Genomic DNA, 18050 nt, shown 5'->3' on the forward strand with positions numbered 1-18050 from the left:
GATTTCCGGGAACAGGGGCGCAGCGGTTACAGGGTGGCGGGCAGCGGCATCTTCATCCAGCGCTGGGACAGGCTGGTCAGGCGGCCGTCGGCCTTGAGCTTGGTGATGATGGCGTCCACCTTCTGCAGCAGCGCCGGCTCGCCCTTGGCCACGCCGATGTAGCAGGGCGTGTCCTCGACCGCGAACTTCACGTCCAGCTGGCGCAGCCTGGTGCGCTCGTTCACGGCGTTGGCCACGATGTTGCCCAGCGTCACCAGCTGCACCTGGCCCGTCAGATAGCTTTGCGCGGTGGCGTTGTTGTCCTCGTAGCGCTTGATGGTGGCCGAGGCCGGCGCCACCTGCGTGAGGGCCAGGTCCTCGGTGGAGCCGCGCGTCACGCCCACGGTTTTGCCGGCCAGGTCGGCAGGGGCCTTGATGCTCATGTCCTTGGGGCCATAGACGCTCTTGGGGAAGGGTGCATAGGCCTGGGTGAAGTCGATCACCTTGGCGCGCTCGGCGTTCTTGCCCAGGCTGGAGATGACGATGTCGGCCTTGCCCGTGGTCAGGAAGGGGATGCGGTTGGTGCTGGTCACGGGCACCAGCTCCACCTTCACGCCCAGCTCCTGGGCCACCAGGGCCGCCATGTCGATGTCATAGCCCTGCAGCTTCAGGTCGGTGCCCAGCGAGCCGAAGGGCGGGAAGTCCTGCGGAATCGCCACGCGCAGCACGCCGGCCTTCTGGATGTTGGCCAGCATGTCGGCATGGGCGGCGCCGCCCAGGCCGGCAGCGGCCAGGGTGGCGGCCGCCAGGGCGGTGCGGATGAATGCGCGGCGGGGTGTCAGGGGGGAAGTCATGCGAAAGCTCCTTCGGAAGGTGGGGTGAGGCGAAAGGAAAGCGGGTCAGGGTCGGGCGCAGATGTATCGGGCGCAGATGTATCGGGCGCCGTTGCGTCGGGCGCCGTCGCGTCGGGCGCCGCCGCGTCGTCCGGTGTGTCGAGATCGATGCCGCTGCGCCTGGCAGCCGACAGCAGGTGGGCGCGCATGGCACCCGCCGCACCCGGCGCATCGCCTGCGCAGACGGCCTGCACGATGGCGTCGTGCTCGCGCACCGGCTGGTCGTCGGCGCCGCTCCAGGCAAAGGGCAGGCGCAGGCTGTGGCTGATGGCCAGCTCCAGCTGGCGCGCCATGGCCACCAGGCCCGGGTTGCCCGACAGCTGGGCCAGCAGCAGGTGGAACTGCAGATCGGCGTCGGCGGCGGCCAGCAGGTCGCTGCGGTCCAGGGCGTGGGCCAGCTGGGACTGGGTCCATTGCAGCTGGCGCAGGCCGCTGTCGTCGGCGCGCACGGCCGCCAGCGCGGCCCAGCCGGGCTCCAGCACCAGGCGCAGCTCGATCAGCTGGCGCGGCGACAGCGTGCCCAGCGCCGGGGTGGCATAGGCGCGGTGCATGCGTGCACGGCCGCTGTGCGGGCCGTTGATGCGCACGCCCTTGCCCGGCTGGATCTCGACCAGGCCCAGGGCCTCCAGCATGGACAGCGCCTCGCGCAGCGAAGCGCGGCTGATGCCCAGCTGCCGGGCCAGCTCGCGCTGCGGCGGCAGCTGGCTGCCGCCGGGGTAGTGGCCGCTCAGGATGTGCTGCTGCAGCGTCTGGGCCATCGAGATCGGAATGCTTTGCATGGGCTGGCGCGGGTGGAGGGTTTTGGCCTGACTGGTCAGACCACGTACCCAGCAGATAGCGAATTGCGTGCCAGATGCAAAAAAAGGAGCGTTGTCCTCAGGCGCTGCAAAGAATCCGGGGCGATGGGGCATAGACAATCCGTCCCGAAGGCGCCGCCAGCGGCCCGCGCTGCCGCGCTTTGGTGCAGTGCCGCATGGCTTTGTGCAGGCCTGCCCCGAATGCGGGCGTAAAACCCGCACTGCAGGCCGCCGCCAGCCGCCGTAGAATCCCGGGCTTTGGCCCGAGGAGCGTTGCAGCGCGGCACCCGCCCATCCGTACACCGGATCGCGTGCCGCGTCAGGCTTGGGCCAGGTGCAGGTTCCCGGCCGGACCGCGCCCACGGTGCCAACGACGCTCACCTGTTGCCATGCCGTTTTTGCAGGTGAGCTTGATGTCGTCCTCTTTCACTCCCCCTCCCATGAAGCTGTCCGGCCTGGAGCCGGTGACCATCGGCGAGGGCACGCTGTTCGTCAACGTGGGCGAGCGCACCAACGTCACGGGTTCCAAGGCCTTTGCGCGCATGATCCTCAACGAGCAGTACGAGGAAGCGCTGTCCGTGGCGCGCCAGCAGGTGGAAAACGGCGCCCAGGTCATCGACGTGAACATGGACGAGGCCATGCTGGACAGCAAGGCCGCCATGGTGCGCTTCCTGAACCTCATCGCCTCCGAGCCCGACATCGCCAAGGTGCCGGTCATGGTGGACAGCTCCAAGTGGGAGGTCATCGAGGCCGGCCTGCGCTGCCTGCAGGGCAAGGGCATCGTCAACTCCATCTCCATGAAGGAAGGCCTGGATGAATTCAAGCGCCAGGCCCGGCTGATCAAGCGCTACGGCGCGGCCGCCGTGGTCATGGCCTTCGACGAGAAGGGCCAGGCCGACACCTACCAGCGCAAGATCGAGATCTGCGAGCGCGCCTACCGCATCCTGGTGGACGAGGTGGGCTTCCCGCCCGAGGACATCGTCTTCGACCCCAACATCTTCGCCGTGGCCACCGGCATCGAGGAGCACGACAACTACGCCGTGGACTTCATCGAGGCCGTGCGCTGGATCAAGCAGAACCTGCCCGGCGCCAAGGTCTCGGGCGGCGTCTCCAACGTGAGCTTCAGCTTCCGCGGCAACGACCCCGTGCGCGAGGCCATCCACACCGTGTTCCTCTACCACGCCATCTCGGCGGGCATGGACATGGGCATCGTCAACGCCGGCATGGTCGGCGTCTATGACGACCTGGAGCCCGAACTGCGCGAGCGCGTGGAAGACGTGGTGCTCAACCGCCGCCCTGACGCTGCGGAACGCCTGCTGGAGATTGCCGACGCCGCCAAGGGCGCCGCCAAGGACGACAGCAAGAAGCTCGAATGGCGCGGCACGCCCGAGAACCCGAAGACCGTGGGCGAGCGCCTGTCGCACGCCCTGGTGCACGGCATCACCGACTTCATCGTCGTCGACACCGAAGAGGCCTACCAGCAGATTGTGGTGCAGGGCGGCGGCCGCCCGCTGCACGTGATCGAAGGCCCGCTCATGGACGGCATGAACATCGTGGGCGACCTGTTCGGCGCCGGCAAGATGTTCCTGCCCCAGGTGGTCAAGTCGGCGCGCGTGATGAAGCAGGCCGTGGCCCACCTCGTGCCCTACATCGAAGAGGAAAAGCGCCAGCAGGAAGCGGCGGGCCTGGACGTGTCCAGCAAGGGCAAGATCGTCATCGCCACCGTCAAGGGCGACGTGCACGACATCGGCAAGAACATCGTCACCGTGGTCCTGCAGTGCAACAACTTCGAGGTCATCAACATGGGCGTGATGGTGCCCTGCCACGAGATCCTGGCCAAGGCCAAGGCCGAGGGCGCGGACATCATCGGCCTGTCGGGCCTGATCACGCCCAGCCTCGAAGAGATGCAGTACGTCGCCGGCGAGATGCACAAGGACGACTACTTCCGCATCAAGAAGATTCCGCTGCTGATCGGCGGCGCCACCTGCTCGCGCGTGCACACCGCCGTCAAGATCGCGCCCAAGTACGAAGGCCCCGTGGTCTACGTGCCCGATGCCTCGCGCAGCGTCAGCGTGGCCCAGAGCCTGCTGGGCGAGAACAAGGGCAACTACCTGGCCGAGATCCAGGCCGACTACGACAAGGTCCGCACCCAGCACGCCAACAAGAAGAAGACGCCGCTGTGGCCGCTGGACAAGGCCCGCGCCAACGCCACGCCCGTGGACTTTTCCCAGGCACCCGTGGCACCGCGCGCCCTGGGCCGGCGCGTGTTCCGCAACTTCGACCTGGCCGAGATCGCCGAATACATCGACTGGGGCCCGTTCTTCCAGACCTGGGACCTGGCAGGCCCCTATCCGGCCATCCTCGACGACGAGATCGTGGGCGTGCAGGCCCGCCAGGTGCTGGCCGACGGCCAGGCCATGCTCAGGAAGATCATCGAAGGCCGCTGGCTGCAGGCCAACGGCGCCATCGGCCTGTTCCCTGCCAACCGCGTGGGCGATGACATCGAGTTCTACGCCGACGAATCACGCAGCCAGGTGCTGATGACCTGGTACGGCATGCGCCAGCAGACCGAAAAGCAGATGGTGGAAGGCCCGGATGGCCAGCCCGTGATGCGCCCCAGCCGCTGCCTGTCCGACTTCGTGGCCACCAAGGAATCGGGCATCCAGGACTACGCGGGCCTGTTCGCCGTCACGGCCGGCATCGGCGCCGAGAAGAAGGACAAGGAGTTCCAGGACGCGCTGGACGACTACTCCGGCATCATGTTCAAGGCCCTGGCCGACCGCCTGGCCGAGGCCTTCGCCGAATGCCTGCACCAGCGCGTGCGCAAGGACCTGTGGGGCTATGCGCCCGACGAGGACCTCAGCAACGAAGCGCTGATCAAGGAACAGTACAAGGGCGTGCGCCCCGCGCCCGGCTACCCGGCCTGCCCCGACCACAGCGCCAAGACCGACCTGTTCGCGGTGCTCAAGGCCGACGAGATCGGCATGACCCTGACCGAAAGCCTGGCCATGAACCCGGCCTCCAGCGTCAGCGGCTTCTACATCGGCCACCCCGACTCCGTCTACTTCAACGTCGGCGAGATCGGCGAGGACCAGCTCGCCGACATGGCCGCGCGCCGGGGCATGGACATCGAGGAACTGCGCCGGTTGCTGGCGCCGAATCTGGGGTGAGAACGTTTGTCCGCGCGGACTGGTGCCGCGCGTTGCAAGAAAAAAGCCAGGGCGTGCCCTGGCTTTTTTATGGACGCCGCCGCAGCGGCATTCAGCGCTCGATCAGAGCCCGATTTCCTTGTTGTACGCCTTGCGCGCCGCAACGGCCGTGTCCGTGAAGTCGGTGAACACGCCGTCGATGCCCAGGCGGTAGTAGGCCAGGTATTCCTGCACGGGGTCGCCCTTGTACAGGCCGGCCAGGCGGCCCGGCTCGTTGCGGAAGGTGAAGCTGTGCACGATCAGGCCGGCCTTGTGGGCGTCGCGGATCAGGCCCGTGTCCTTGACGGTGTTCACGTCCTTGAGGCCGGCGCCGTCCTTGTAGGGCACGACGGAGTGGGCCAGGACCTGGGGCTTCCAGGGGCCGATGCCGTCGGCATAGGTCTTGATCTCGGCCAGGCCTGCGGGCGTGAGCATGGTGGCGAAGGTGCGCGCGTCGCCGGCCAGGGTCCAGCTGTAGGGGCGGCCGCTGATGAAGGTCCATTCATCGTTGGTGATGTAGACCATGGAGCCGTCGCGCAGATTGAAGTCGTTGCCGTCGATCAGCTGCACGCCCTTGGCCTTCATGCCGGCCTGGCGCAGGTACTTGAGGCTGGCCGGGTCGAAGCTCTGGATGTAGATGGGCGAATCCTTGGCGTTGAGCTTGTTCTGGTCCAGCAGCTTGATCACCGCGTCTTCAAACGGGCGCGAGCCGGGCGCGCCGCAGCCGTTGGCGATCGCCTGCTGGTTGTTCCAGTACGGGTTCTTGGTCTCGGCGTAGACGGGGATGGTGCGGCCCAGGGCCTTGCCCTTGGCGGCGGCGATGTCCAGCACGTCCTGGGCGCTGATCAGGGGCAGCTTGCCGTTCCACTCGGTGGGGCGCTCGCTGCGGTTGTCCAGGATCGTGCCGCCCAGCCAGCTGCGCAGCTCCTGCATCGTGAAGTCGCTGATGGACCAGTCGTTGCGGTGGTCCTCGCCATCGACCACCAGGGCCTTGAGCACGGACTTGGGATCGTTGGCATCGAGCTGGTCGCTCAGGTATTGCGAGGGGCCGTTGGCAGGCACGGCGGGGTACTTCACGTTGACCAGCACGCCGGCCGCAGTGCGCTGGCGGCGCGCCACTTCGGCATTGGTCTTGGCCACGTCGGCCACGTTGGTGCTGTCGCTGAGCCAGGCGTTGTGGCGGGCGACCAGCTGGCAGTCCTTCGTCATGTGCATGTCGAGTTCGAGCATGTCCGCGCCCGCGTCGGCGGCGGCCTCGTAGGCCATGCGCGTCTGCTCCGGGAACTTGCCCGAGAAGCCGCGGTGGGCGATCACCTGGGGCTGCTTTCCGTCGAGCGTGAGGTAGAACGAGCCGCCGTCGCCGCCGCAGGCCGTGAGGACTGCAGCCGCGCACAGGGACGCGAGCAGGGGAGTGCGGGAAAAGGACATAGGACGTTGGGTCATATCCGAAGCAGTGGTGGGTTGATGAACGGCGCGCAATGCGCCAGCTCAGCAGCGTATGCAGTGAGCCGTGTCGGCACCATGACAGTGCGCTCCGTAGGGCCCGGATTGGCGTTTTAGCGACGGTCGGTGGAAATTTGCCGACCCACCGACACAGGGTTATCCCCCGAACAGGGGCGCCAGCGTGGCACGCAGGCGGTCGCCGGCGTCGGGCGCCTCGCTCGGGCGGATCTCCAGCGAACGCTCCACCGTGCCGATGTGCTCCAGCAGCAGGGCCTTGGCGCCCTCGGTGTCGCCGCGCTCCAGGGCCTCGACGATGCGCTCGTGCTCGGCGCAGGACTGGCTGGCGCTGTGGGTGGACTGGAACAATGTGGCCGCCAGCGTGGTGCGCGCCGTGAGGTCGCGCAGGGTGAGCGCCAGCAGCCGGTGGCCCATCTGCTCGGCCAGGCAGACGTGGAAGTCGGCCAGCAGGAAGGCGCGCGTGGCGGCGTCGGCGCCCGCAATGGCCTCCTGCTCCTGGGCGATGTGGCGGCGCAGCTGGCCGATCACGCTTTGCAGGGGGCGCCCGGCCTCGCCCAGGATGCCGGTCTCGATGATGCGGCGCGCCGCGAAGGCGTCCTGCGCCTCCTCGGCCGAGGGCTGGACCACGTACCAGCCGCGCCGGGGCTGCACCTGCACGAAGCCGCGCGCCTGCAGCTGCATCAGCGCCTCGCGCACCATGGTGCGGCTGACCTCGAAGTTGTCGGCCAGCTCCTGCTCCCCCAGCCGTTCGCCGGGCGCCAGTTTCTGGGCCAGGATGGCTTCGACGACGCGCTCGGCGATGTGCTGGGGGCTTACAGGTGTCATTGCGTTGCAGGGTGGGCAGGAGTCACGGTTGCGGGGACGGCGGCGGCGCCGGAGGGCTCGGCGTCGGGCCCCTGATTGTCGGCCAGGCCGTTGAGCACGGCATGGGCGCGCTCGCGGTCGATGTCACCTTCCCAGGCCGCGATGGCCACGGTGGCCACGCAGTTGCCGATCAGGTTGCCCAGCGCGCGGGCAATGCCCATGAACCAGTCCACCGACAGCACCAGCACCAGGCCGATGGCGGGGATGGCCGGAATCGCATGCAGCGTGGCCGCCAGCACCACGATGGCCGAGCCCGGCACGCCGTGGGCGCCCTTGGAGGTCACCAGCGCAATCGCCAGGATGGTCAGCAGGTCGGCCATGCCGATGGGCGTGTTCGTGGCCTGGGCGATGAACACGGCCGCCAGCGTGATGTAGATGGAGAAGGCGTCCAGGTTGAACGAGTAGCCCGTGGGAATCACCAGGCCCACGGTGGAGTCGCGCACGCCCAGGTTGCGCAGCTTGGCCATGATCTGGGGCAGCACGCTGTCCGAGGAGGTGGTGGCGAAGACCACCATCAGCTCCTCGCGCAGGTAGCGCAGCAGCTTGATCAGGCTGAAGCCCGAAAAGCGCATCACCAGGCCCAGCACCACGAAGACGAAGAAGATCACCGCCACGTAGAACAGCAGCACCAGCATGCCCAGCTGCTTGAGCGAGCCTATGCCGTACTGGCCTACGGTGAAGGCGATGGCGCCCAGCACGCCCAGCGGCGCCAGCTTGATGAGGATGCCCATGATCTTGAACAGCACGTTCGACAGCGTGTCGATCAGCGCATGCACGGGCGCGCCGCGCTCGCCCAGCATGGTCAGTGCGCAGCCGAACAGCACGGCGAACAGCAGCACCTGCAGCACGTCGCCCGTGGCAAAGGCCTGCACCACGGTGGTGGGGATGAGCTTCATCAGGAAGTCCACCGTGCCGCCGCTGGTCAGCTTGTCGGCGTTGCTGGCATAGGCGCTCATGGCCGAGGCGTCGAGCTTGCTCGGGTCCACGTTCATGCCCGCGCCGGGCTGGAACACGAAGGCCAGCACCAGGCCCAGCACCAGGGCGATGGTGGTCAGCACCTCGAAGTAGATCAGCGACTTGACGCCGACCCGGCCCACGCGCTTGAGGTCGCCCGCGCCCGCGATGCCGTGCACCACCACGCAGAACACCAGCACGGGAATGATCATCTTGATGAGCTTGATGAAGCCATCGCCCAGGGGCTTGAGTTTCACGGCCCATTCAGGGGCCAATATTCCGGCGAGCACACCCAGGATGAGTGCGATCACCACCTGTCCGAACAGTGATCTGGCAAAGCGGCGCATAGTCGTCTTTCGCAAGTTGTGGAATCTTGTATGCAAGTGGCTCTGCAACTTGCATGCAAGAATGTAGACAAGCGAAACGCGTGCCAGCAGAGGGTATTCCCTGCGGATTTGCGGCACTCCAGAGAAGTTCAGCCCTGACTTTTTCTGCATGAAATCGGCAGATGCGGGCGGGCCTCCCCGCCGTGGTGCAGGGCGGGGGCCGGCATGCCCGCGCATGGTGCGCGCGGCGTGCGGCAAGGCTGTGCAGGCCCCGTGCCGGGGCATGCGCGAGGGCGGCGCAGGGCGCGCCGCCCGGGGGGGATCAGCGCAGGTTGCGCTCCATCGCGCGGTCCTTGATGAAGAAGGCCGCCAGCAGGCCCAGCGTCACGCCGAACATCACATAGAAGGCCGGCGCCATGGGCGAGCCCGTGGAGCGGATCAGCCAGGTCACGATGAACTGCGCGAAGCCGCCGAAGATCATCACCGCCACGTTGTAGGCCATGGACATGCCGGCCGAACGCACCTGGGGCGGGAACAGCTCGGCCATCACCGTGCTGAACACGCCGAAGAACACGGCCACGAACACGCAGACCACCAGCTGGGTGATCAGCAGCTTCTGCACCGTGGGGCCGTCGGTCAGCCAGGCATACAGCGGGTAGAGCACCACCAGGTAGCCGATCAGCGAGCCGATGGTCAGCATGCGGCGGCCCACGCGGTCCGACAGGGCGCCGAAGAACGGCATGATCACCACCATCAGCGCGGCGCCGGCCATCTGCACCATGAAGGCATCGCGCATGGGCAGCTTCAGCGTCACCGTGGCATAGGTCACCAGATAGGTGAAGGTGATGTAGATGGACACCGTGGCCGTGACCACCAGGCCCATGCCCACCAGCGTCTCGCGCGCATGCGTGCGCAGCATCTCCATGATGCCGATCTGGCGCGCCTTGCCGCTGGCCTGCGCGGCCTGCATTTCCTTGAAGACCTCGGGCTCCTCCACATGGCGGCGGATGTACAGCGCCACGGGAACGATCAGCAGGCCCACGGCGAAGGGCACGCGCCAGGCCCAGGCCATCAGCTCTTCCTCGGTGAAGATCTCGGTGATCAGCGTGCCCGTGGCCGCGCCGATCAGCAGGGCCAGCATCTGGCCGGCCATCTGCCAGGAACCATAGAAGCCGCGCTTGCCGGGCGGTGCCAGCTCGATCAGCAGTGCCGTGGACGTGCCGAACTCGCCGCCGGCCGCAAAGCCCTGCAGCAGCCGCGCCAGCACGATGAACAGCGGCGCCAGGATGCCCACCGCCGCATACGTGGGCGCCAGCGTGATCAGCGCGATGGCCACGGCCATCAGGCCGGTCACCATCACCATGGCCGCCTTGCGACCCTTGCGGTCCCCGTACAGGCCCAGCAGGATGCCGCCCACGGGCCGCATGAAGAAGCCCACGCCGAACACGGCCGTGGTCATCAGGATGCGGTTGATGTTGTCGTCCGGATTGTCGGGATTGCTGGGGAAGAACAGCTTGGCGACGATGGGTGTCATGAAGGCGAACACCAGGAAGTCATACCACTCCAGCGCGTTGCCGATGACGGCAGCCACGATGTTGCGGGTCGAGACGGTTTGCTTGGTCAAAGCAGGGTCCATTTCCGAAAAGGGATTGAAAAGACGGCAGTCACGCCCGGGGCATGGGTCGGCGTGCCTGCCCGGGCCGCAACCCGGGCGTACACTGCTTCGCCATATGCAATGCCTATGCCATGGCCTGCGTCGTCCACGAAGGGCGGCGCAGGCCATGGCGCAGATGGAACCACATGACTACCTGGAAAAACACCCGCGACTGGCTGGAAACACTGGTCGCATTCGACACCACCAGCCGCAACTCCAACCTGGCGCTGATCGAGTGTGTACGCGATGAGTTGGCCACGCTGGGCGTGAGTGCCCGATTGTTCCACTCTCCGGACGGCGCCAAGGCCAATCTCTTCGCCACTTTGCCGGCCAGCAATGGCGAAACGCAGGGTGGCATCGTGCTGTCCGGCCATACCGACGTGGTGCCGGTCGATGGCCAGCAGTGGAGCACCAACCCCTTTGCGCTCACCGAAAAGGGCGGGCGCCTCTATGGTCGCGGCAGCTGCGACATGAAGGGCTTCATCGCCGCCTCGCTGGCGCTGGTGCCCGAATTCCTGGCCACGCAGCGCGCCAGGCCCGTGCACCTGGCCTTCTCGTACGACGAGGAAATCGGCTGCGCGGGCGCGCCCGTGATGATCAACCAGCTCAAGGCCGAGGGCGCGCGCTTCGACGGCTGCGTGGTCGGCGAGCCCACCAGCATGCAGGTCGTGGTGGCGCACAAGGGCATCAACCTCTACCGCTGCCGCGTGCACGGCAAGGCCGCGCATTCGTCGCTCACGCCGCGCGGCAGCAATGCCATCGAATACGCGGCGCGGCTGATCTGTCGCATCCGGGACATCGCCGACCACTTCAAGGCGCACGGCCCCTACGACGAATTCTTCGACGTGCCCTTCACCACCATGACCACCAACCAGATCCAGGGCGGCATCGCGGTCAACACCATCCCCGAGCTGTGCGAATTCGCCTATGAATTCCGCAACCTGCCCGGCATGTCGGTGGATGGCATCCAGGCCCAGGTCGAGTCCTATGTGCGCGACGAACTGCTGCCGCGCATGCGCGCCGAGTTCGCCGACGCGCGCATCGAGATCGAGACCGGCGCCAGCGCGCCCGCGCTGGAAGCCTCGGAAGAAGCCGCCATCACCCAGCTGGTGCGCGCGCTGACCGCCGACCAGGAAAAGCGCAAGGTGGCCTACGGCACCGAGGCCGGCCTGTTCCACAACGCCGGCGTTCCCACCGTGGTCTGCGGCCCCGGCTCCATCGAGCAGGCGCACAAGCCCGACGAGTTCGTCGAGCTGGCCCAGCTCGACGCCTGCGAGCGCTTCCTCAGCAAAATGGGCACGAGTCTGTGATCACCCCCTGAGTCGCTTCGCGCCTTCCCCCTCTCTTCGGAGGGGGGCGTACGGGCAGCCGGCGACACCCTTGCTGCGGGGCGGCGCGGCCGGCGTAGGCCCTTGCTCGGTGTCCCTCGCCTTGGGGGCGCGGGAGTTTCGAGGTCAAGCTCAAGAAATCTCGTCTTGCCCCGCTCAGCGCACCGGGATGGCGATGGGCCGCAGCGGCGCGGCGTCGCCGCCGCGGATCTTGAGCGGGCCGCCGATGAAGGCGAACTCGTAGACCTTGTCGCGCGACAGATCGTCCAGCGCCACCAGCTCCATGATGGGCACGCCCTTTTGCGCCAGCAGGTAGCTGTGCAGCGGGACGTAGTCGTCGTCCACCTCGGACGGGAACGTCTCCAGGCTCAGGTTGTCGGCGCCCACGATCATGGCGCCGCCTTCCTCCACCAGGAAGCGCGCGGCATCCAGGCCCAGGCCCGGCGGCTTGGCCATGTAGGCCTGGGGCTGGCCGTACAGCTTCATGCGGCCCGTGCGCACCAGCACGATGTCGCCCTCCTGCAGCGTCACCTTCTGGCGTGCCAGCGCATCCTTGAGGTCCTGGCGCGTGATGCGGTACTGGTCGGGCAGCATCTCCAGGCCCTTGGCGGCCGCCACGTCGATCAGCACGCCGCGCGCCACCAGCGGCGGGAATTTCTCGATGCCCGTGCGCTGCCAGCCCCGGTCGCCCAGGTGCTGGTCTGCGCTGAAGCCGTTCCAGATCCTGCCGCGGATGCCGAAGTGGTTGAGCGCATCGATGTGCGTGCCCGTGTGGCTGTACATGGAAAACGCCGTGCCCGTGTAGCTGCGCGTGGCGTTCATGTCCTTGCCCACGTTCATCGGGTCGTCCACCACTGTGCCGCGCGGCGTGTGCGTCATCCAGAACTGGTAGTGCGGATCGCCCGCGTCCTGCCAGCTGGGCATGCCCACGTAGTACTCGGTGGCCAGGTCATAGACCTGCCCGCCCGTGATGCGCTGCAGGATGGCCGCGCGCGAGGCCGGCGTGATCAGGTTCAGGCGGCCGATCTCGTCGGCCGGCCCCCAGGGGCTGGTGCCCACGTCCTGGCGTGCGCCGGCCGGGGGCTCGTGGCCGCCATGGGCCTGGGCCGCGGTGCCCGCGAAGGCGGCGGCCAGGGCGATCACGAGAGAGGGCAGCGCCATGCGGCGAGCGAAGCGTTGGAGAGTCATGCAAGAGTCCTTGGTCTGCTGAAAGAGGGCGCGCATGCCGCGCGCAAGGGAAGGCGGAAAACGCCGATGAAAAAAAGCAAAGACGGGGGCGCTCAGGCCGCCAGGAAGTGCAGCCGTTCGCGCAGCGCAGCCAGCGACTGGGTCTGCAGCGGCGGCAGGCCCGGCGCGATCAGCGTGGGAATGGAGCGCAGGCCCATGCGCTGCGCCAGAGCGCGGTCCTGGCGCACCTGCTCCAGCGCCTGGGCGCCTTCCATGCAGCCTGCGAAGGCGTTGCGCTCGAAGCCCGTGCGCGTGGCGATGTCCAGCAGCACTTCGGCGTCGCCGATGTTGCGGTGCTCGCTCATGTGGGCGTGCTGGATGGCGTCGAACAGATCCCAGTGCGCGTCATCGCCGCCCAGGATCTGGGCCGCCTGGCAGGCCAGTGCGCCGGCCATGCCGCTGGGGTACTCGAAGGCCTCGCGGCGCATGCCCTCGATGTCGATGCGGTCCTCGTCGTCATGCTGCGCGCAGGCCTGCCAGTGCTCCAGGATGACCTGCTTGGCGCGCTCCATGGAGCCGAAGGCCGCCACCATCTCGGCGCGCGAGGCCTGCAGCACGAAGCTGCGGTGGCGCACGCGCAGGCCCAGCTCGCGCGCCACCTGGCGCAGGCGTGGCGACATCACGTAGCACCAGCCGCAGACCACGTCATGGAAGAAGTCGATGGCGGGGGCGACCGCAGGCGCCGCTGCGGGCGCCGCCTGCAGGGCCTGCTGCGGCGAGGCGGCCGCCGCATCCTGCGCGGGCAGGGCGCAGGAAAAATCATTGCATTGCGTCATGCTTGTGTCCTTCATGGCTGTGATGGACGGCAAGCGTAGGCCGCAGGCCCGGCGCGAAAAAGGGGCGCGCGCTTGAGGAACTCTTAACGCGGCGTCAACAATCCTCGCCCATGGCGGCGGGCAGCTCCTCGGCCAGGAAGTCCACGAAGGCGCGCACCTTGGGCAGCAGGTGGCGCTGCGTGGGATAGACCGCGTAGACATGGCGGGCCTGCGCGGCCTGGTCCGCAAGGTCCAGTGCGACCAGCTGGCCTGCCGCAATCGCCGGCCGCGCCAGGAACGAGGGCAGGGCGCCAATGCCCAGGCCCGCCACCAGCAGGTCGCGCAGCATCAGGCTGTTGTTGACGTTGGCGCGCGCCTCGGACGGCGCCTGGGGGCTCTCGCCCGCTTCGCGGGGCGCATGCGCCAGGCTGTAGTTCAGCAGCGCATGGCCGCGCAGCCCGGCGGCACTGGCCGGGCGGCCATGCGCCTGCAGATAGGACGGGGCCGCGCACAGCATCTGCGACAGCGAGGCCAGGCGCCGCGCGATCAGCGAGGAGTCCGCCAGCTCCGCGCTCAGGCGGATGGACACATCGAAGCCCTGGCCCACCGCATCCACCAGCCGGTCTTCCATGGACAGGTCGATCTGCAGCTGCGGATGGCGCTGCATGAAGCGCGCCAGCAGCGGCGACAGCGTGCTCAGCGCAAACGACAGCGGCGCATTCACGCGCAGCCGGCCGGTCACCTGCTGCGACTGCGCGCGCACCGACTGCTCCAGCGCATCGAATTCATCGAGCAGGCGGCAGCACTCGGCGTAGTAGGCCTGGCCCGTGTCGGTCAGGCTCATGCGGCGCGTGGTGCGCTGCAGCAGCACGGCGCCCAGATGGGCTTCGAGCGCGCGCAGCTGCTTGCTCAGCGCGGCCGAGGACAGGTCCAGCGCGTCGGCCGCCTTGGCGATGGAGCCCAGTTCTACGATGCGCCGGAAGGCGCGCAAGGGGGTCAGCGTATCCATGGGGAAAAAGCAAAGAGTGGCGCGCAGCGTAGCAGGCCGCTCGGGTTTGCCGGGGCATGCCTGCGGGGGCAGGGGCGACAATCGCCAGGTACGGCGCGCCCGCCGCGCCTCTTTGTCTTCACCGAATCTGTCCATCCCATGCCCCAGACCACTCCCGCCTGCCCCCAGTGCGGCCTTGAAAACACCTATCCCGACGCCACCAGCTACATCTGCCCCGACTGCGCCTTCGAATGGCCCATGCAGGCCGAAGAAGAGTCCGGCGAAGCCGCCGCTGGCGACGGCATCGTGCGCGACGCCAACGGCAATGCGCTGGCCGACGGCGATGCCGTGATCCTGGTCAAGGACCTCAAGGTCAAGGGCTCGTCCACCGTGCTCAAGAAGGGCAGCAAGATCAAGGGCATCCGCCTGGTCGATGGCGCCGACGGCCACAACGTGGACTGCAAGACCGAACTGGGCTCCATGCTGCTCAAGTCGGAGTTCCTCAAGAAGGCCTGAGCATGCTGGCGCTGTCGCTTGCGGTATCGGCGGTCCTCGGGCTGCTGGCGCTGTGGGTGTTTGCGCCCCTGTTCATTGCGCTGACCGCTGGCGCAGTGGTGGCCCTCATGCTGCTTGCGGTGGCGGGGCGCATAGGCCACACAGAGCGCACCGCGCGCACCCTGCCCGTGGCGGGCTGGTGGGCCGTTGCGCTGTGCGCCGGCGCGGCCTGCGTGGCCATGCTGGTGCTGCTGCCCGACCGGCTCGATGGCGCACCCTTCCTCGCCTTCGGCATGGGCCTGCTGGCAGCCACCTGCGCCGGGGCGCTGGTCTGGTTGACGGGCTGGCTGATCGCCGGGCGGCAGCCTGTGCAGGTGTCATGGTGGACCGGATCGGCCCTGGCTGGCCTGGGCGCCTTCCTCGCCCTGCTGCTGGGCGGCCCGGATACGGCGGGCTGGATGGCCTGGCGCGACCAGCTGCGCGGCTACGAGGCCGTGCCGCTGCGCATCACGCTGGCCGAAGCGCCCACGGCGCAGCGCGAGCAGGCCCTGGCCGAACTGCTGCAGCCCTTGCTGGAGCAGGGCAGCCGTGCCGTCCGCCATCGCCAGTCCACGCGCTTCGGCAACTCGGTAGAGCACGCCGTGGTGCCTGCCCGCTTTCGCTTCGATGGCAGGCTGCTGGAGATCATGCTGGCCGAGAAGCCACCCGCGCCCCTGCTCAGCGCCCATGTCGCTTTGCTGGAGCAGTTCGCCGCCAGCGGCCCCGCCCAGGCGGGCCAGGCACCGTCCTGGCTGATGCTGGCCAGCGCCCAATGCCTGCCGCCGCCGCGCCTGCGCGAGCTGTCGCGCCTGCTGGGCCAGGGCAGCGAGCTGCTGGCCCGCGCGCGGCGCTGCACGCAGCAGCGCTCGGCGCAATTGCAGCGCCTGTGGCCGCTGCTGGCCGGCAGCGTCGAGCGCGTGGAGGTGGGCGAGGCGCGGCGCTTTCATCCGTGGCTCGGCCTGCAGCGCTGGAAGGCTGTGGCACCTACCGACAATCCGGAGCCCTAGGCGGGCTCCACATCCTTCCACTGGCCGGGCTCCAGGCCGTCCAGCGTGTAGGGCCCGATGGCCGCGCGCACCAGCCGCAGCGTGGGGTGGCCAATGGCCGCCGTCATGCGGCGCACCTGGCGGTTGCGGCCTTCGCGGATGACCAGCTCGATCCAGCAGTCGGGAATGTTCTGGCGCACGCGGATGGGCGGGTCGCGCTGCCACAGCACGGGCGGCGGCTCCAGCCGGCGCGCCTGCGCGGGCAGCGTCATGCCGTCGTTGAGCTGCACGCCCTGGCGCAGGGCCTGCAGCGCGGCCGCGTCGGGCAGGCCCTCGACCTGTACCCAGTAGGTCTTCTCCATCTTGAAGCGCGGATCGGCGATGCGCGCCTGCAGCGGGCCGTCGTTGGTCAGCAGCAGCAGTCCTTCGCTGTCGGCGTCGAGCCGGCCTGCCGCATGCACGCCCGGCACGTCGATGTATTCCTTGAGGCCACGCCAGCGGCCCTCGGGGGTGAACTGGCTGAGTACGCCGTAGGGCTTGTTGAAGCACAGCAGGCGTGAGGGGCCGGTGTCGGGCCGGTCGGCGAAGGCGGTCTGCAGGCGCCGGGATGGGCCCGCAAAGGAGCGCGAGGGAGGGCGTTTTCTGGGTTGCATGGACTCAGCGATTGTCGTCGGGATAGACCGCACGCACGCACTCCAGCCAGGCCCTCGCCGCGCGTGACAGATAGCCGCTGCGCCACAGCTGCACCACGTCCCAGTGCAGTTCAGGCCCCACCAGCGGGCGGCTGGACACGCGCCGGGGGTCGAACCGCGCGATCACGTGCTCGAACATCACGGCCACGCCCACGCCTTCTGCCACCAGGTCGCCGATGAAGTCCCAGTAGCGCGTCTGCAGCCGCACCTGTGGGCTGAAGCCTGCCGCCGCGCAATGCTCCAGCACGGCCTGGTGCAGGGCGAAGTCCGAGGTGTAGAACACAAAGGGCCGCCGGGCCAGCTCGCTCCAGTGCACGGGTGCGTCCGGGTCGGGCACCTCGTGCGCGGCAAAGGCCACGCGTGTCTTCTGGTGGGCGATGGTGCAGTACTCCAGGCCCTCTCCGGCCAGGTCACCACCCGCCTCGCCCGCGCCGTGCAGGCCCAGCGCCATGTCCAGCTTGCCGTCCAGCAGCAGCTGGCGCTGGGCGCGTGCGCCCTGCTCCTGCACATGCAGTTCCACGCCCGGATGCAGTTGCTGAAAGCGCGCGATCACGGGCGCCATGTAGTGCCCGGCCGTGGGCATGATGCCCACGCTCAGGCTGCCGCGCGCAATGCCGTCCACCTCGGCCACCTCCTGCAGCAGCTGGCGTGACTGCTCCAGCACCTGCAGGCCGCGCGCATGGACCACCTGGCCTGCGTCGGTCAGTTGCACACTGCGCCCCTCGCGCAGCAGCAGCGGGCCGCCCAGCTCCTCCTCCAGCGCCCGCACCATCTTGCTGATGGTGGGCTGGGTCACATGCAGCGCCTCGGCCGCACGCGTGAAGCTGTTGCAGCGCACCACCTCGACAAAGTAGCGCAGCGCGCGCAGGTCCATGAGGATTCCTTTTGTGCATGGGAAAAATGGAGATTATTCATTTTACGAATCTGAGTGGAAACCCTAGGATTGCCCCATGTCAAAGATTTCCGCCATGCCCGTCCTGCGGCCGCAGGTGTTTCAGGGTCTGCAGCACCGCTGCTGGCCGCTGCTGCGCGGCGTGCTGCAGGTGGGGCTGCTCAGTGCGCTGTGGGTGGCCATGGAGGCCGTGCGCGCCCATTTTGGCTGGGGCATGCCGGCCGGGCTGATCGGCTTCGCGCTGCTGGCCACGGGCCTGTTCAGCGGGCTGGTCAAGGCGCGCTGGCTGCAGGGCGGCACCAACTGGCTGCTGGCCGAGATGCTGCTGTTCTTCGTGCCCGCCATGCTGGTCGTCACCGAATACACCGAGCTGATCCAGCACCAGGGCCTGCGCATCCTGGGCGTCATCGTGGCCAGCACGGCCTGCGTGATGGCCGCCACGGCGCTGGCCGTGGACCGCGTCTACCGGCTGGAGCTGTGGCTGGCCCGGCGCCGCTCCACGCGCGCCGGGCTGCACAGGGAGCAGGAATGA

The 18050-nt window shown here is 68.2% G+C and carries 16 protein-coding genes and 1 riboswitch; of the genes, 5 read left to right on the forward strand and 11 right to left on the reverse strand.

Annotation, left to right across the window (positions count from 1 at the left end; genetic code table 11):
• Positions 1-26: 26 nt before the first annotated feature.
• Together ACF8NF_RS15235 and ACF8NF_RS15240 are read right to left on the reverse strand one after the other, a co-directional pair.
• Positions 27-833, reverse strand: coding sequence for a transporter substrate-binding domain-containing protein (locus ACF8NF_RS15235; protein ID WP_016452167.1), 807 nt, complete (start codon positions 831-833; stop codon positions 27-29).
• On the reverse strand, positions 830-1651 hold the full coding sequence (locus tag ACF8NF_RS15240) for a FadR/GntR family transcriptional regulator (protein WP_392450801.1): 822 nt from the start codon (positions 1649-1651) through the stop codon (positions 830-832). The genes ACF8NF_RS15235 and ACF8NF_RS15240 overlap by 4 nt, the downstream gene beginning before the upstream one ends.
• 277 nt (positions 1652-1928) lie before the next feature.
• A riboswitch (S-adenosyl-L-homocysteine riboswitch) is annotated at positions 1929-2055 on the forward strand.
• Positions 2056-2082: 27 nt separating this feature from the next.
• On the opposite strand from ACF8NF_RS15240, the gene metH reads away from it, so the two are divergent.
• Entirely contained in the window at positions 2083-4839 is a 2757-nt protein-coding gene (metH, locus tag ACF8NF_RS15245) for a methionine synthase (protein WP_206424535.1), read from the forward strand.
• 102 nt (positions 4840-4941) lie between these two features.
• On the opposite strand, the gene ACF8NF_RS15250 is transcribed toward metH, so the two are convergent.
• The 4 genes from ACF8NF_RS15250 to ACF8NF_RS15265 form a co-directional block, all read right to left on the reverse strand.
• On the reverse strand, positions 4942-6285 hold the full coding sequence (locus tag ACF8NF_RS15250; RefSeq protein WP_016448700.1) for a glycerophosphodiester phosphodiesterase family protein: 1344 nt from the start codon (positions 6283-6285) through the stop codon (positions 4942-4944).
• Between the two features lie 171 nt (positions 6286-6456).
• Positions 6457-7143: a GntR family transcriptional regulator gene (locus ACF8NF_RS15255; RefSeq protein ID WP_016448699.1), complete on the reverse strand. Its 687-nt coding sequence runs from the start codon at positions 7141-7143 to the stop codon at positions 6457-6459.
• Positions 7140-8483 (reverse strand): C4-dicarboxylate transporter DctA, encoded by a 1344-nt coding sequence (locus ACF8NF_RS15260; RefSeq protein WP_016448698.1) that lies wholly within the window; start codon positions 8481-8483, stop codon positions 7140-7142. Before ACF8NF_RS15260 ends, ACF8NF_RS15255 begins: the two co-directional genes overlap by 4 nt.
• Before the next feature lie 301 nt (positions 8484-8784).
• Positions 8785-10098, reverse strand: a complete 1314-nt coding sequence (locus ACF8NF_RS15265; protein WP_016448697.1) for an MFS transporter — start codon at positions 10096-10098, stop codon at positions 8785-8787.
• A gap of 164 nt (positions 10099-10262) precedes the next feature.
• Between ACF8NF_RS15265 and argE the strand changes: the two genes are divergently transcribed.
• A complete protein-coding gene (gene argE, locus ACF8NF_RS15270) occupies positions 10263-11426 on the forward strand; it encodes an acetylornithine deacetylase (protein WP_046240753.1) in 1164 nt (387 codons plus the stop codon).
• A gap of 174 nt (positions 11427-11600) precedes the next feature.
• Here argE and ACF8NF_RS15275 read toward each other — a convergent pair whose 3' ends face one another.
• The 3 genes from ACF8NF_RS15275 to ACF8NF_RS15285 all read right to left on the reverse strand — a co-directional run bounded on the left by ACF8NF_RS15275 (position 11601) and on the right by ACF8NF_RS15285 (position 14435).
• Complete coding sequence (locus tag ACF8NF_RS15275) at positions 11601-12632, reverse strand: cyclase family protein (RefSeq protein WP_016448695.1); 1032 nt, start codon at positions 12630-12632, stop codon at positions 11601-11603.
• 92 nt (positions 12633-12724) lie between these two features.
• Positions 12725-13447 carry a DsbA family protein gene (locus tag ACF8NF_RS15280; RefSeq protein ID WP_016448694.1) on the reverse strand — a complete coding sequence of 241 codons (723 nt, stop codon included), beginning with the start codon at positions 13445-13447 and terminating at the stop codon, positions 12725-12727.
• 94 nt (positions 13448-13541) lie between these two features.
• On the reverse strand, positions 13542-14435 hold the full coding sequence (locus ACF8NF_RS15285; RefSeq protein ID WP_392450802.1) for a LysR family transcriptional regulator: 894 nt from the start codon (positions 14433-14435) through the stop codon (positions 13542-13544).
• A 138-nt stretch (positions 14436-14573) separates the two neighbouring features.
• On the opposite strand from ACF8NF_RS15285, the gene ACF8NF_RS15290 reads away from it, so the two are divergent.
• Entirely contained in the window at positions 14574-14930 is a 357-nt protein-coding gene (locus ACF8NF_RS15290; RefSeq protein ID WP_013800120.1) for a zinc ribbon domain-containing protein YjdM, read from the forward strand.
• 2 nt (positions 14931-14932) lie between these two features.
• A complete protein-coding gene (locus ACF8NF_RS15295) occupies positions 14933-15955 on the forward strand; it encodes a hypothetical protein (protein ID WP_392450803.1) in 1023 nt (340 codons plus the stop codon).
• Here ACF8NF_RS15295 and ACF8NF_RS15300 read toward each other — a convergent pair.
• Positions 15952-16587 (reverse strand): pseudouridine synthase, encoded by a 636-nt coding sequence (locus ACF8NF_RS15300; RefSeq protein WP_074921232.1) that lies wholly within the window; start codon positions 16585-16587, stop codon positions 15952-15954. The two genes, ACF8NF_RS15295 and ACF8NF_RS15300, sit on opposite strands and share 4 nt — an antisense overlap.
• Positions 16588-16591: 4 nt before the next feature.
• Positions 16592-17500, reverse strand: a complete 909-nt coding sequence (locus ACF8NF_RS15305; RefSeq protein ID WP_338499380.1) for a LysR substrate-binding domain-containing protein — start codon at positions 17498-17500, stop codon at positions 16592-16594.
• A gap of 76 nt (positions 17501-17576) precedes the next feature.
• On the opposite strand from ACF8NF_RS15305, the gene ACF8NF_RS15310 reads away from it, so the two are divergent.
• Complete coding sequence (locus ACF8NF_RS15310) at positions 17577-18050, forward strand: CidA/LrgA family protein (protein WP_016448689.1); 474 nt, start codon at positions 17577-17579, stop codon at positions 18048-18050.

This window comes from Delftia sp. WSY_22 (assembly GCF_043104185.1).
Taxonomy (GTDB): Bacteria; Pseudomonadota; Gammaproteobacteria; order Burkholderiales; family Burkholderiaceae_C; genus Comamonas; species Comamonas tsuruhatensis.